Here is a 14,777-nt window from a genome sequence, read left to right on the forward strand (position 1 = left end):
GTGGCTGAAATGAATATGTTACACGCCATCAACGATGCGTTATCAATCGCAATGACTGATGATGAGCGCATGGTAGTATTTGGCGAAGATGTTGGCCATTTTGGTGGTGTTTTCCGTGCAACTTCTGGTTTACAAGAAAAATTTGGTCGTGAACGTTGTTTCAATACACCGTTAACAGAACAAGGCATTGCAGGTTTTGCCAATGGTCTAGCCTCCAACGGCATGACTGCAGTTGCTGAAATTCAATTTGCTGATTACATTTTTCCAGCCTTTGATCAAATCGTAAATGAAACTGCCAAATTCAGATACCGCAGTGGCAATCAGTTTAATGTCGGTGGTTTAACCTTTAGAACACCTTACGGTGGTGGTATTGCAGGTGGTCATTATCATTCACAATCTCCTGAGGCTTACTTCACACAAACTCCAGGATTAAAGGTTGTAGTACCCCGTAACCCAGAACAAGCTAAAGGGTTATTGTTAGCATCAATTCGCGATCCTAACCCTGTTATCTTTTTGAACCTAAACGTTTGTATCGTGCATCTGTTGGCGAAGTACCTGCTGGTGATTTTGTTATCGAACTCGGTAAAGCTGAAGTCGTTAAAGTAGGTAGCGATATAACCTTATTAGGTTGGGGCGCTCAGATGGAAATTTTAGAAAAAGCGGCCAAAATGGCAGAAAAAGACGGTATTTCTTGTGAAATTGTCGATTTACGTACTTTGTCTCCATGGGATGTTGATACCGTAGCTGCATCGGTTAAGAAAACAGGAAGACTTCTGATTAACCACGAAGCACCTTTAACAGGTGGATTTGCTGGTGAGATTGCTGCGCAAATCCAACAAGAATGTTTTTTACACCTAGAGTCGCCAATCAGCCGTGTTTGTGGTCTTGATACACCATATCCTTTGATTCTTGAAAAAGAATACATGCCTGATGAGCTAAAAACTTATGAAGCTATTAAAGCTTCAGTCAATTTTTAGGAGCAAGATATGATTAAAGATTTTATTTTGCCTGACATTGGCGAAGGTGTAGTTGAATGTGAGTTAGTAGATTGGATGGTCAAAGAAGGCGATGTTATCGTTGAAGATCAACCTATCGCTGACGTTATGACAGATAAAGCATTAGTACAAATTCCAGCACCACATGGTGGCGTTGTGACTAAGTTATACTATGCAAAAGGTGAAATCGCTAAAGTACATGAGCCTTTATACGCCGTTGATATTGAAGCTACGTCAGCCGAGCAAACAAAACACAGTTCATCACAGATTAACGATGATCAAGTATCGACTGAACAGCTGAATGTAGAAATTAGCTCAACGACTGATTCAGTAACCGTATCTGGTAAAGCTGTTGAAGAATTCCTTTTACCGGATATCGGTGAAGGTATTGTTGAATGTGAATTAGTTGAGTGGCTTGTAGAAGAGGGGATCAAGTCGTTGAAGATCAACCCATCGCCGATGTCATGACTGATAAAGCGCTAGTACAAATACCAGCAATTAAAAATGGTAAAATTGTTAAGCTGCATTATCGAAAGGGTCAACTTGCTAAAGTCCATGAACCTTTATTTGCTATTGAAGTTGAATCAACTAGTTCAGTAGTGGAATCTACGCAAGTAGAAACAGCAACGACAACACCGGCTTCAACGACTACTTCAGTACCACAAGGAAAAGCATTAGCAAGTCCTGCCGTTCGTCGCTTAGCGAGAACGTTAGATATCAACATTGCTAATGTACCCGGCAGTGGTAAGAATGGTCGAGTATATAAAGAAGATGTAGAAAACTTTGCCAATGGCAGTTCATCGAATGCACAGACTCAACCTGTTACGACTCCGACACTATCACCTGTTAACGACACGGTTTCACAGTCTATTGTCAAACAAGCTGCAGATACAGTAGAGCCAATTAAAGGCGTAAAAGCGGTTATGGCTAAGATGATGGTTGAGTCAGTTTCAACTATTCCTCACTTTACTTATTGTGAAGAGTTTGATTTAACAGAATTAGTTACACTTCGTACAGAGATGAAAGAACGTTATTCATCAGATGAAGTAAAACTAACCATGATGCCTTTCTTTATGAAGGCAATGTCTTTAGCAATCAAATCATTCCCAGTGATGAACAGCCAAGTTAATTCAGATTGTAGCGAGTTAACATACAAGGCAAGTCATAATATTGGTATGGCCGTTGATTCAAAAGTGGGTTTGCTCGTACCAAATGTCAAAGACGTACAAGATAAATCTATTCTTGATGTTGCCGCAGAAATTACGCGACTAACTAACGCCGCTAGAAGTGGACGAGTCAGCCCAGCGGATTTGAAAGGTGGCACGATTTCAATTTCTAATATTGGCGCTTTAGGTGGCACAGTTGCCACGCCAATTATCAATAAACCAGAAGTCGCAATTGTTGCTTTAGGTAAACTACAGGTATTGCCTCGATTTAATGCTAAAGGTGAAGTTGAAGCACGTAAGATTATGCAAGTGAGTTGGTCTGGCGATCATCGTGTTATTGATGGTGGCACCATTGCTCGTTTTTGTAATTTGTGGAAACAATATCTTGAGCAACCACAAGAAATGCTATTAGCGATGAAGTAGTCATCATTGTTTTCAGCATAATCAAATTAAAGGACGCTAATGCGTCCTTTAATTTTGTTAAGTGTTTTTGTATAATCCTCGGACGTTGTAACTTCTCGGAACCATAATGATCACCTCGGCACCGAATATTGACTCTATTGAATATCCTTTTCCTGCTAAACCTGCTGTGTTGTCAGACGCTGAAAAAGCAGATTACAAAGCAAGAATTAAACAGTTATTAATCGAACAAGATGCTGTTTTAGTTGCACACTATTATACCGATCCTGAAATACAAGCTCTGGCAGAAGAAACAGGAGGTTGTGTATCTGATTCTCTTGAAATGGCTCGTTTTGGTCGTGATCATCCTGCAAAGAAACTCATCGTAGCTGGCGTTAAGTTTATGGGTGAAACGTCTAAAATCTTAAGCCCTGAAAAAACAGTTTTGATGCCGACTTTAGAAGCAACATGTTCGCTAGATATCGGCTGTCCAATCGATAAATTTTCTGAGTTCTGTGACGCACACCCTGATCATACTGTTGTGGTTTACGCTAATACATCTGCAGCAGTAAAAGCAAGAGCTGACTGGGTCGTGACATCAAGTATTGCCTTAGAAATTGTTGAACATTTAGACGCCGAAGGTAAAAAAATTATCTGGGGGCCAGACCGTCACTTAGGTAGTTATATTGCCAAAGAAACCGGCGCTGACATGTTAATGTGGCAGGGTGATTGTATTGTCCATGATGAATTTAAAGCAAAAGCGTTAAGAGAACTAAAGATTCAACATCCCAACGCAGCAATTCTTGTCCACCCTGAATCACCAGCAAATGTGGTTGCTCTTGCAGATGCTGTTGGGTCAACTAGCCAGTTAATTAAAGCTGCGCAAACAATGGCTAATCAAGAGTTCATTGTTGCTACAGATCGCGGCATTTTCTACAAAATGCAGCAAGCTGCGCCTGGTAAAACATTAATTGAAGCACCGACTGGTGGTAATGGAGCGACTTGTAAAAGTTGTGCTCATTGTCCTTGGATGGCAATGAATGGTTTACAAGCAATTGAAGCTTCGTTAAGTGCTGAAGATAAAACACAGCATGAAGTGTTTGTTGATGACGCGCTGCGTGATGAAGCGCTTATTCCATTAAATAGAATGTTGGATTTTGCAAAAACCTTGAATATGAAAGTTAAAGGCAATGCTTAGTATTTCACTTTAATTTATTTCAGATACAAAAAAGCCCTGTATTAACAGGGCTTTTTATTATCTATCATTACTTAGCATTCATTAATGCGACAGTATTATCTAGCATGCGGTTACTGAAACCCCATTCGTTATCGTACCAAGCCATTACTTTAACTAAACGACCATTAACACGAGTTTGTGTTGCATCGAAGTTAGATGAGTAAGGGTTGTGATTGAAGTCAATAGAGACTAATGGTTCTTCATTGACAGCAAGCACTTCACTCAATGGTGCAACTTGAGCAGCTTTAGTGATGATCTCGTTAATCTCTTCCACGCTAGTATCTCTACCTGCAACAAACGTTAGATCAACTAATGACACGTTTACTGTAGGTACACGAACGGCTAAACCGTCAAATTTACCTTGTAGTTCAGGAACAACAAGTCCAACAGCGGCTGCCGCACCAGTTTGAGTTGGGATCATCGACATTGCAGCGGCACGAGCACGACGTAAGTCAGTGTGATAAACATCTGATAAACGTTGATCGTTTGTGTATGCATGAATAGTCGTCATTAAACCAGACTCAATACCGATAGAATCGTTTAATGGCTTAGCAAAAGGTGCTAGACAGTTTGTTGTACAAGAAGCGTTTGAGATAACTGTCATATCTGAAGTTAATACTTCATTATTAACACCATAAACAACGGTAGCGTCCACTTGTTTACCTGGTGCAGAAATGATGACCTTTTTAGCACCCGCATCTAAATGAGGTTTAACAGCGTCTTTAGATGTGAAAATACCTGTACATTCATAAACAACATCAACGTTTAATTCTGCCCATGGTAATTTAGAAGGGTCACGTTCTTGGAAAGTTAAGATTTTGTCGCCGTTGACATAAATAGCTTCGTCATCGTGATCAACTTTAGCATTGAAACGGCCATGAACTGAGTCGTATTTAGTAAGGTGAGCATTAATTGAAGCATCACCCAAATCGTTTAAAGCAACGATTTCGATTGGATAATCCTTTTCGCTTTCATAAAGCGCACGTAAAACATTTCTACCGATACGGCCATAGCCGTTAATTGCAACACGGATAGTCATCGCATATCCCTCAAGTGATTATAAATCTGTTACGTAAATCGTATGGTAGTAAAATTACCAAATTAGAGCATTTCGTCAAGTAAAAAAGCCCAAAAAGCGACATTTATCGTGAATATGTCTGTATTTTATTTACAGAATTCAAAATAAAAGCGGTTTTGAGCTTTTTTATGAAAGTCCAATACAGCGAGTGCTGTAAATGATTTGTGTTTTAGTGTAGCTAATAATTTTACATTTGGTTATTCAAAACGATGTTTTATCTGACTGCTTGCAAACTTTCCTTGCTTGATGTCCTTTACCAGCTCTTTCGCTTCCGCATCGAGTTGCACCGCTAAGTCTGAATTGTTTGCTATTAACGCTAATAATTTTTCTTCTGAGGCAGTGTTATCACTTATTAAAGTATTCGCCTTAGTTAACAAATACTCGTTTTGTACATTTTGTTCTCTTCTATATATGGTTGCGAGAGCGAGGAGCCAATCTGAATCAATATTGCTCGCCTTAACATGGGAGAGTAAATGCAAATAAAGTAATTTGGCTCTGGCGACATCTGTTTTTATATAGTGAGAGGCAACTTGAGCGAGCATAAAGGTTTCAGTGAGCTCACCGGCTTGTTCGGCTTTAATAACAATATCGCGAGAGGGGAAGTCATTAAATTTAGTCCAACGATAATACGCAAGGTAAATATCAGGATTGTCTTTGGTGTACTCTTGTAATTGGGCTAAGTTTTGAGTGCTAACAGCATAAGCACGTTCTCTGTCTTCTGTTCGATGTGTGTTTATTATATGTTTAACGCCGGCTGCGAGTTCAATGCAGTTGCTATAAGATTCAAGTTTAATTAATTGATCATATAGTTGCTTACCCGACGGATTTTCAGTGATCTTTAATTGATAACGACTACGGATTAAGTCTCCTTTTTCTACTAAACACCAACTATCCTTGTGTAAATCGGCACAAAGTTCAGGATTTTTTACAAATGCTGCCACTATTTCGGCCAACATCACAACCAAATAAGCCGAATAAAGCAGCAAAAATTGAAAATGATGTAATTATTACTAAACTTTTGTTCAAAACTAGCTCCAAAATAGGAAATTATCTAATAAAATTACAGGTTTACTAAAAATTTCTTACTGGCGAAAACGCATAAATTTCATTACAATGTCGCCGACCAAAAGGGTTAACCCTACCAAATAATGATTATTGGTCTTTTCTTTTCGTTACTCAATTCTTTCTGCGACAAAAAGCTGAAATATGAGATAAAGGATCTTTTTAATGAGCGCTGATAAACACCTACAAAGTTGGCAAGAACGTTTCGAAATGGCTGAAGCAATGCAGCCTTTATTAGGAAAACTATACCGCAATCAAGGCGTTGAAGTCTTAGTGTATGGTAAACCTCTACTAAACGCATCTACAATTGAAATTATTAAAGCGCATCGACTTGTTCGTCGCCATATTGGTGAAAAATTACGTCTACGTGAAAGCTTCCCGTTTGTTGAAGCATTAAGTAAGTTGTCAGTAAAACACTGTAAAGTTGATATCGGTAAACTAGCGATTAATTACTGGCGTGATAATAAAGACGCTTCTCAAATTCAAGCTTACATGACTCATGAGCTGGAAGCAGGTCTTAATTTTGGCGATGATGTTGAATCAAAAGACGTAGTTTTATATGGCTTTGGACGTATCGGTCGTTTATTAGCACGATTAATGATCGAAAAAACAGGTAAGAGTAATAAACTTTGTTTACGAGCCATTGTTTTACGTGGTGGTAAAAAAGGCGATTTAGAAAAGCGCGCGAGCTTATTACGTCGTGATTCAGTACATGGGCCGTTCAACGGTTCTGTTGAAGTTGATGAAGAGAACAACGCTATCATTGCCAATGGTACGTACATTCAAATCATCTATGCCAATTCACCTGATCAAGTCGACTACACACAATATGGTATTAACAATGCGCTAGTAGTTGATAATACAGGTATTTGGAAAGACGAAGATGGTTTAGGTCTTCACCTTAAGAGCAAGGGTGCAAGTAAAGTATTATTAACTGCACCTGCTAAAGGGGCGATTAAAAATGTTGTTTACGGTGTTAACGAAAACGATATTTTACCTGAAGACATGATTGTTTCAGCAGCAAGCTGTACTACTAATGCAATTACGCCAGTACTGAAAGCTGTTAACGATAAGTATGGTATTGAAAACGGTCACGTAGAAACGATTCACTCTTATACCAATGACCAAAACTTAATTGATAATTACCATAGTGCTGACCGTCGAGGCCGCAGTGCACCATTAAACATGGTTATTACTGAAACGGGCGCAGCAAAAGCTGTTGCAAAAGCATTACCCGTTATGGAAGGTAAATTAACAGGTAACGCTATTCGCGTTCCGACACCAAATGTTTCAATGGCAATTATCAGTGTTAATTTAAATGGTGAGACTAATCGCGAAGAATTAAATGAATATCTTAAGGATATTGCATTAACTTCAGATCTTAAAAACCAAGTAGATTACACCGATTCAACTGAAATTGTTTCAAGTGATTTAGTCGGTTCTCGCTATGCTGGTGTTGTTGATTCACAAGCGACAATTGCTGATGGCAAACGTGCGATACTTTATGTTTGGTATGACAACGAATTTGGTTATAGCTGCCAGGTTGTTGGTGTTATGCAAAAAATGCTTGGATTAACGACGTTATCTTTACCAGAAGCTTAAGTTTTTAATCTGTCTTTAATTATCTAAAAGACACTTAGAAAAAGCACTTCAATTGAAGTGCTTTTTTATTGCTTGAGTTTTATTCGTATTGTTAATTATTCACTCAATGCGTAGATTTAAACATCAAACAAATTCAAAACTGCTATTATTTAAAAAATCTGCATTGACAGTCATGCGTAAAACGGTAAAATCCATTTCGAAATCAACAACGGAGATTAACTCCTTATTGATTACTTGCATTGAAAGGCGACATTAGCTCAGTTGGTAGAGCGATACCTTGCCAAGGTATAGGTCATCGGTTCGAACCCGATATGTCGCTCCAATTCAATAACAAGTTTCGGCGCGATGGCAGAATGGCTATGCTGCGGATTGCAAATCCGTCGACCTCGGTTCGACTCCGGGTCGCGCCTCCACAATTTTTGTTTAATTGTATTGATGTAGATATAGTTAAAACAACACTTTTGCCCGAGTGGTGGAATCGGTAGACACAAGGGATTTAAAATCCCTCGCTTAATAAGCGTGCCAGTTCAAGTCTGGCCTCGGGTACCATTATTTACATACGTAAGTATGGTACAAAAAAGCCTCAACGAAAGTTGAGGCTTTTTTGTATCTAAAATTTGAAACTTGCTTCTCGGGCAAATAATAAATCCCTCGTTGTTTTAAAATAAGGCGTGCCAGTTCAAGTCTGGCCTCGGTTACCATTATTTACATACATAAGTATGGTGCATAAAGCCTCAACGAAAGTTGGGGCTTTTTTGTATCAAAAATCTGAAACTTTGCTTATCGGGGAAAAAATAAATCCCTCGTCGTTTTAAGATAGGGCGTACCAGTTCAAGTTTGACCTCGGATGCCTTCTTTGCATACGACTTAGTATTAAGGCGTACGTGTAATTCTAACTTTTAGAGATTCAAATCCTTTTAGGTCTAAAAGTAATAAATGCATATGCGGATATTTGTTCATCATACGAGTTAAAAGGAGGAAACTTGATAGGTTCAAGATTGTTGCTAAGTTAGTGAATGCATGATCAGAAGGGTAGCATTAAATGAAATACAGTGCGTACAAACATCAATATAAGAACTCATTATAGTTAGCAGAAAACGATTCTACCCGCATCTTCAAAACACGTACGATAGCGAAATTGCAAACTCTCCATGTCTCACATGAATGTCTATTTAATATGTGATATCTACTGAAGTTTTGTAAGAGAACAGAATCTTTATTGTATTTTATTTATTTTATACTGATAAAAAATGATAAATCCTTAAAGTGTGAACAATTTCTGATTAGTTGATTAAATGTCACTATTTCCAATGCCAATACAATGGTATAAATACTAAAAATTGTGGTTCACTTTATAAGTAGGAAAGAAGTAATGATATTTTCTCAAATCCCTCAAGCTCCAGCAGATCCCATTTTAGGTTTAACAGACGCATTTAAAAAAGATCCACGTGCCGATAAAGTTAACCTTGGTGTTGGTATTTATAAAGATGAAGCCGGACAAACCCCGGTACTCAAAACAGTTAAAAAAGCTGAAGCAATTTTATTAGACGCTGAGAAAACAAAAAACTATCTTGGAATTGAAGGTGTAGAGCTATACAACACAGCAGTTCAAACATTATTATTTGGTGCTAAAAGTGACATTATTAATGCGAAACGTGCATATACAGCTCAAGCACCAGGAGGAACGGGTTCATTACGTGTAGCCGCTGAATTTTTAGTTCGTAACACTGATTCAAAAACATTATGGGTCAGTAATCCTACCTGGGCAAACCATCAAAATATTTTCCAAACTGCTGGTTTAACAATAAAAGAGTACGGTTATTACAAAGCAGAAACCCACGATATGGATTTCGATGCAATGATGACTGATTTACAAGCTGCTCAACCTGGTGATCTTATTTTGCTTCATGGTTGCTGTCATAACCCTACAGGGATTGATTTAAGTTCATCTCAATGGGAGACAGTAGGTCAATTGTGTGTTGACAAAGAATTAGTCCCTTTATTTGATTTTGCCTACCAGGGCTTTGGTGCTGGTATCGAAGAAGATGCGCTAGGCTTACGGATTGTTGCTGCTAAAGTGCCTGAACTATTAGTCGCTAACTCTTTCTCTAAAAACTTTGGTTTATATAACGAACGTATTGGTGCTATTACTGTCGTTGCTGCAAATGAAGAAACAGCACAAAAAAGTTTTAGTCAGATTAAAAAACAATTCGTGCTACTTATTCTAATCCCCTGCGCACGGTGGTTTAATTGTAAGTACCATACTTTCTGATGAGACTTTACGCCAAGAGTGGGAAGTAGAGTTGGCTGAAATGCGCCAACGTATTGCAGAAATGCGAGTTCTATTTGTAGAAACGTTAAAAAGCGAAGGTGTGAAGCAAGACTTTAGCTTTATCTCTCGTCAAAATGGTATGTTTAGCTTTTCAGGTTTAAGCAAAGAACAAGTTAATCGTTTAAAAGATGAATTCGGAGTATATATTGTTGGCTCAGGACGCATCAGTGTTGCGGGTATGACTAAACAAAATATTCCTGTAATTTGTAAAGCAATAGCTCAGGTTTTATAAGTACATTAAGCTATTTTTAGTTTAGAGATTGTTTTTCTTGTAAGTTAAATTAGTTGAGCAAAACAGTCTTAAATTATTAGCTAAAAATGCAAAAGCCCTTAGACATTGTTTAAGGGCTTTTCTATAACTTTAAACATTACATTATGCTTTCTGGCTAACGACCGTTGCTATCGCTTCTGCTAATGCTTCTTTGTGATGCAAACCTAAATGATGGTCACTGACTAAAGGGAAATAACTTACTAATTCACCAATATCAATAGCATCAGAGTTTCTAATAATTTTATTAATTCTATTTGTCGATACTGATTGATTGATCCATTCTATTTTGTCATCCAATGTTAAAGACGATGCACACGAAGGCTCTGACGTTAAATTGTCGATTAGAATCACTTTTGCAGGTGAGTCTTTAATCGCATTAGCAATACTTGGGATAAGTAAGGGTGGCATTACACTAGTTAAAAAACTGCCTGGCGCAATGATGATAATGTCAGCTTTATTGATTGCTTGTAGTGCTTCACAAGTTGCAGCAACGTTAGGAGCTAAAGTCAGTTGACTTGGTATCTCTTTCATATCGTCAACATTCATTTCACCAAAAACGGTTTCACCTTGCGCATTAAGCGCACTGAGGTGAGTTGGTGATTCAGACATAGGAATGACACGAGTTTCAATTTTTAAAATGGTTCTAATTAGTTTGATTGCTTCAAGAGGGCGAACACATAGCTGCTCTAGTGCATATAAAATAATATTCCCGAGATTATGACCGTTTAACTCATTATCTCCATTAAATCGATGATCAAACAGCATTGTCCCAATGGCTGGCCTATGTGCAAGTTGCGAAAGGCAGTTTCTTAAATCGCCCCATGCAATGGTTGTTTCATCTTGTCGGATCCGCCCGGTTGAACCACCATTATCGGTAGTCGTTACAATACCGGTTAACTTAGGACCAAGGAAAGAGAGTGAAGATAACACTCGACCTAAGCCATGTCCTCCTCCAATAGCCACGATACTATCGACACTATTTAATTCATGTTTCATCATATTGATTCCTTTCATACAGTAATGATGATTTTTTAAGCTATTGTACTGATTGATTTATTTAAGCTATCACAAGATGCTAAAATAGAATCATCATTAATATTAGCATAAATACTTCGCTGCTATTAATCTTGTTTCTCGGTATAATTAACCAAATTATTTTTTAAGGATTTTTTTGAGAACCGGTAGAATTGGAAAGTTTACCCTTGGTTTAGGGGTTGTAATCATCAGCATAATGCTAATCAGAGTGTGGTTAGTTCCTACAATTGAGAACATTCTGGTTGAAACACCTGAGATCGAACAAAATCAAGTCGATGAAGACACTGTACCTGACTTTACAGCAATCACAGATATACCTACCAAAAAGTCTGCCTTTTTCGATTATATGTCTCCAGCGGTTAACCATCAAAATGCGCTGATAGAAAAAGAGCGAAATTTTCTGAAGGTAGTTTTAGCAAACCTTGCTAACGAGCAGCCATTAACTAACGCAGAGATTTTTAATTTAGAAAAATTAACTCAAAAATATAAATATACAGTTAAAAAGTTTGATCTCGTTACATTAACTCCTTTATTAGAGCGAGTTGATACAGTACCTGCAAGAATGGTACTTATTCAAGCCGCCAATGAAACCGGTTGGGGAAGTTCTCGTTTCGCCAAAGAAGGTAATAATTATTTTGGCCAGTGGTGCTTTTCAAAAGGCTGTGGATTAGTTCCTTTATCTAGAAAAGCAGGGATGAATCATGAGGTTGCCTCATTTGAAACGCCTGAGGACTCCATTGCTGCATACATGCTGAATTTAAACACTAATTCAGCATATCGATTATTACGTTCTATTCGAGCGGATCTTCGAAGCCAAGGAAAAGAGCCTGCAGCGGAAGATCTCGTTTATGGATTATTACACTACTCAGAAAGAAAAGATGCCTATATAGACGAGTTATTAGAAATGCTTCGTCATAACAAAGCTTATTTAGCAGGATTATAAATGAATAAAATAAGAAAATTAGCTTCTTGTTTAGCGCTATTTTTATTATCACCAGCAGTTTTAGCAGATTCAGTATCAATTCCTTATGCAGGGTTTTACGAACGGCTCAAGCAAGTTAACAAAAATAACTACCAGCTAGTTGAAGTTGTATTTAGTGTCCCAAGAAATGAAAATTGTAAAATTATCTCAGGGAGTATCACCACTGAGAAACATCAATACCCATTAACTTATGACAAACAGCAGCGTCTTTACTTACCCTTTGATGCCCAATTGAAATCAGATAGAGGCTTAATAAATTTGCAAGTATCAGGTGACGCGAGTCAATGTGGTGTTGCCATGCAAGTAAGAGCTAAGAAGGTACAATCTGTTTATAATCAAGACGAATTAGTTGCTGTAAAAAATGACATGGATGCCTTGCTCGATGGTCAACAAGGATTTCCTATGAAGTATTTTCGTAAACCGATTACTGGATTAACGTTTTCATTTGCATCAACTGACTTACCTGTAGAGACGAACATAGATGGTAAAGTCAGCATTGTTAGCGATAAATTACAGCTTACCTCAGCAGAAATTGAAACTATAAAGCAGCTGTCTTTTTCAAAACAGCCGATAATTTTAAGCCCATACGTAAATTAACAGTTTGCGTTTGAATCAAGCAAAGACAAAAAAGCCCTCATTCGAGGGCTTTTTATTGTGGGACGTAATGTATGTTTTTACGGTTTATAAGTCGTTACAATATCAATCTTAGCTGCTTCATCTAGATTAATGTGACCATTATTGGTCGTATCTAAAAAATCAAAAGCGGGTAAATCTGATTCAGCGACATCACCTGAAAGTGGCGCATCTGCATCACGTTGTAGTGATAAGAAATCAAACACATTTCTATCAACGCCTTGAGAAGGAGAAGTATTTTGCATAGCAGTAAATATGGTTTCAATACGTCCAGGGTAATCTCTGTCCCACTGGTTAAGCATATCTTTAACTGCACCACGTTTAAGATTTTCTTGAGAACCGCATAAGTTACATGGAATGATAGGGAATTGTTTTAATTCCGCATATTCAGCAATGTCTTTTTCTTTACAGTAGGCTAATGGGCGTATAACCATGTTAGCGCCGTCATCAGATAATAACTTTGGCGGCATAGCTTTCATTTTTCCACCAAAAAACATATTCAAAAATAATGTTTCGATAATATCGTCGCGGTGATGACCCAAAGCTATCTTAGTCGCTCCTATTTTTTGTGCAAACCCATAAAGTGTGCCACGGCGTAAACGAGAACATAATGAGCAGGTCGTTTTACCTTCAGGGATTTTATCTTTTACGATTGAATAGGTATCTTTTTCTAAAATGTGGTACGCGACATCAAGAGTATCAAGATAAGCTGGCAAGATATCTTCAGGGAAACCAGGCTGTTTCTGATCTAAATTAACCGCAACAATATCGAACTTAATTGGCGCTCGTTTTTGAAGGTTTAATAAGATATCTAGCATTGCATAACTGTCTTTACCGCCAGACAGACAACACATTACTACGTCACCATGTTCGATCATTTGGTAATCGCCGATGGCACGTCCAACTTCATGACGTAATTTTTTTGTAATTTAGATTGGCGGTCTGCCAATTGTTTTTCTTGTTGTTGCAATTCAGACATTAAAAAGCGCCCAGTAACTATCGTTTCAGGGCGCGTATTATTCCAGCATTCTGGCTTATGGTAAAGCCTTTAGTCTTCGAGAGGTGATTTATAACCGTCAGGTTTAACAGCGAGTAAATCACAATTAATGCTATCAATCACATGTTCAGCTGTATTACCAATCAGTGCTGCCGAAAAACCAGTACGACCAACGGTGCCTAAAATAACCAGCTCAGCATCTAATTGTTGTGAAAGTTCAGGTATTACGTCTTCTGGTAAACCTTCTTCAACGTGGCAATTTTCAAGCGGAATATTAAAGCTATTGGCTAAATATTGAATGCGTTGCTCGTGCTGCATTCTAACGGTATCGTTATAACTAACTGCATCAAACTCTGGTAACTCAATAGCTAAATTGACTGGAGTACCGGGGTATCCATTAACTAAGTGAATTTGTGCAGAGAACTTAGCTGCTAGGTTAAGTGCGTTTTCAATGATTTTTGTGTTTAATGTAGAATGTTCTTCATCTTCAGTTGCTACATTCACTGCACATAAAATCTTACCAGCAACTGGCCAATCATGTTCTTTGACCATTAAAACTGGGATAGGCGCTTTACGTAATAAATGCCAATCCGTAGGAGTGAAGATAATTGATTTTAGCTTGTCATGTTCATGAGTGCTTTTAACAAGTAAATCATAATTTTGTTCTATGGCAAATTTAATAACGCTTTCAAAAGGGCGGTTATGCCAAACAACTTTGGTGTCAATATTTAAGCCTGTTTGGGCATACGGAGTAATAGCTTCAGCTAACCAGCTTTCTCTTTGATCTATCACACCTTGACGCATTGCTTCTCTTTCTTGACTAGAAAGAATCGAGGTCATTTCATAAGAAAAATCAAATATCGTAAGGAAAGCAGTAATAGTGGCATTGGATTTTGAAGCTAGTTCAACGGCTCGAGCCAATGCAGGTTGATGGTCTGTCATTGGGTTAATGACAACTAATATCTTATTATAATCCTTCATAAAACCT

At 38.0% G+C, this 14,777-nt stretch carries 9 protein-coding genes, 3 tRNA genes and 4 pseudogenes; 11 read left to right on the top strand and 5 right to left on the bottom strand.

Annotated elements, in window-relative coordinates; translation table 11 throughout:
• The 4 genes and pseudogenes from ACGEDC_RS18905 (at position 1) to nadA (ending at position 3,758) form a co-directional block, all read left to right on the top strand.
• A pseudogene (locus ACGEDC_RS18905) lies at positions 1-977 on the top strand (alpha-ketoacid dehydrogenase subunit beta).
• Positions 978-986: 9 nt separating this feature from the next.
• Positions 987-1,775, top strand: a pseudogene (locus tag ACGEDC_RS18910) (biotin/lipoyl-containing protein); the annotation flags it as partial.
• A gap of 83 nt (positions 1,776-1,858) precedes the next feature.
• Positions 1,859-2,584 (top strand): annotated as a pseudogene (locus ACGEDC_RS18915) (2-oxo acid dehydrogenase subunit E2); the annotation flags it as partial.
• A gap of 106 nt (positions 2,585-2,690) precedes the next feature.
• Complete coding sequence (gene nadA / locus ACGEDC_RS18920) at positions 2,691-3,758, top strand: quinolinate synthase NadA (RefSeq protein WP_055023941.1); 1,068 nt, start codon at positions 2,691-2,693, stop codon at positions 3,756-3,758.
• A gap of 67 nt (positions 3,759-3,825) precedes the next feature.
• Here nadA and gap read toward each other — a convergent pair whose 3' ends face one another.
• Together gap and ACGEDC_RS18930 are read right to left on the bottom strand one after the other, a co-directional pair.
• Positions 3,826-4,836 carry a type I glyceraldehyde-3-phosphate dehydrogenase gene (gene gap / locus ACGEDC_RS18925; protein ID WP_055023940.1) on the bottom strand — a complete coding sequence of 337 codons (1,011 nt, stop codon included), beginning with the start codon at positions 4,834-4,836 and terminating at the stop codon, positions 3,826-3,828.
• A gap of 236 nt (positions 4,837-5,072) precedes the next feature.
• A complete protein-coding gene (locus tag ACGEDC_RS18930; RefSeq protein WP_394495091.1) occupies positions 5,073-5,816 on the bottom strand; it encodes a DUF2989 domain-containing protein in 744 nt (247 codons plus the stop codon).
• A 286-nt stretch (positions 5,817-6,102) separates the two neighbouring features.
• Here ACGEDC_RS18930 and ACGEDC_RS18935 point away from each other — a divergent pair, with 286 nt between their 5' ends.
• From ACGEDC_RS18935 to ACGEDC_RS18955, 5 genes and pseudogenes are all read left to right on the top strand, one after another.
• Positions 6,103-7,539, top strand: a complete 1,437-nt coding sequence (locus ACGEDC_RS18935) for a glyceraldehyde-3-phosphate dehydrogenase (RefSeq protein ID WP_394495093.1) — start codon at positions 6,103-6,105, stop codon at positions 7,537-7,539.
• Between the two features lie 246 nt (positions 7,540-7,785).
• Positions 7,786-7,861: transfer RNA gene (locus ACGEDC_RS18940), tRNA-Gly, on the top strand.
• 17 nt (positions 7,862-7,878) lie between these two features.
• Positions 7,879-7,952, top strand: a tRNA-Cys gene (locus ACGEDC_RS18945).
• A 50-nt stretch (positions 7,953-8,002) separates the two neighbouring features.
• Positions 8,003-8,088: transfer RNA gene (locus ACGEDC_RS18950), tRNA-Leu, on the top strand.
• A gap of 823 nt (positions 8,089-8,911) precedes the next feature.
• A pseudogene (locus ACGEDC_RS18955) lies at positions 8,912-10,103 on the top strand (amino acid aminotransferase).
• Between the two features lie 141 nt (positions 10,104-10,244).
• Here the strand turns inward: ACGEDC_RS18955 and yvcK are convergent.
• Complete coding sequence (yvcK, locus tag ACGEDC_RS18960) at positions 10,245-11,141, bottom strand: uridine diphosphate-N-acetylglucosamine-binding protein YvcK (protein WP_394495095.1); 897 nt, start codon at positions 11,139-11,141, stop codon at positions 10,245-10,247.
• Between the two features lie 172 nt (positions 11,142-11,313).
• Between yvcK and ACGEDC_RS18965 the strand changes: the two genes are divergently transcribed.
• Both ACGEDC_RS18965 and ACGEDC_RS18970 read left to right on the top strand, forming a co-directional pair.
• Positions 11,314-12,120, top strand: coding sequence for a glucosaminidase domain-containing protein (locus tag ACGEDC_RS18965; protein ID WP_394495097.1), 807 nt, complete (start codon positions 11,314-11,316; stop codon positions 12,118-12,120).
• Complete coding sequence (locus tag ACGEDC_RS18970) at positions 12,121-12,756, top strand: DUF2987 domain-containing protein (protein ID WP_119969243.1); 636 nt, start codon at positions 12,121-12,123, stop codon at positions 12,754-12,756.
• A 77-nt stretch (positions 12,757-12,833) separates the two neighbouring features.
• On the opposite strand, the gene ttcA is transcribed toward ACGEDC_RS18970, so the two are convergent.
• Together ttcA and uspE are read right to left on the bottom strand one after the other, a co-directional pair.
• The gene (gene ttcA / locus ACGEDC_RS18975) at positions 12,834-13,721 is read right to left on the bottom strand and encodes a tRNA 2-thiocytidine(32) synthetase TtcA (protein ID WP_394498406.1); all 888 of its coding nucleotides are present in this window, start codon (positions 13,719-13,721) and stop codon (positions 12,834-12,836) included.
• 119 nt (positions 13,722-13,840) lie between these two features.
• Positions 13,841-14,770, bottom strand: a complete 930-nt coding sequence (gene uspE, locus ACGEDC_RS18980) for a universal stress protein UspE (RefSeq protein ID WP_055024505.1) — start codon at positions 14,768-14,770, stop codon at positions 13,841-13,843.
• Positions 14,771-14,777: the final 7 nt, after the last annotated feature.

Source organism: Shewanella sp. ENK2 (assembly GCF_043568515.1).
GTDB classification, from domain to species: domain Bacteria; phylum Pseudomonadota; class Gammaproteobacteria; order Enterobacterales; family Shewanellaceae; genus Shewanella; species Shewanella japonica.

What these genes read in the sequence shown, in the direction of transcription:
- nadA (WP_055023941.1), top strand. Translation starts at nt 2,691, where the DNA reads ATGATCACCTCGGCACCGAATATTGACTCTATTGAATATCCTTTTCCT.
- gap (WP_055023940.1), bottom strand. Translation starts at nt 4,836, where the DNA reads ATGACTATCCGTGTTGCAATTAACGGCTATGGCCGTATCGGTAGAAAT.
- ACGEDC_RS18935 (WP_394495093.1), top strand. Translation starts at nt 6,103, where the DNA reads ATGAGCGCTGATAAACACCTACAAAGTTGGCAAGAACGTTTCGAAATG.
- yvcK (WP_394495095.1), bottom strand. Translation starts at nt 11,141, where the DNA reads ATGATGAAACATGAATTAAATAGTGTCGATAGTATCGTGGCTATTGGA.
- ACGEDC_RS18970 (WP_119969243.1), top strand. Translation starts at nt 12,121, where the DNA reads ATGAATAAAATAAGAAAATTAGCTTCTTGTTTAGCGCTATTTTTATTA.
- uspE (WP_055024505.1), bottom strand. Translation starts at nt 14,770, where the DNA reads ATGAAGGATTATAATAAGATATTAGTTGTCATTAACCCAATGACAGAC.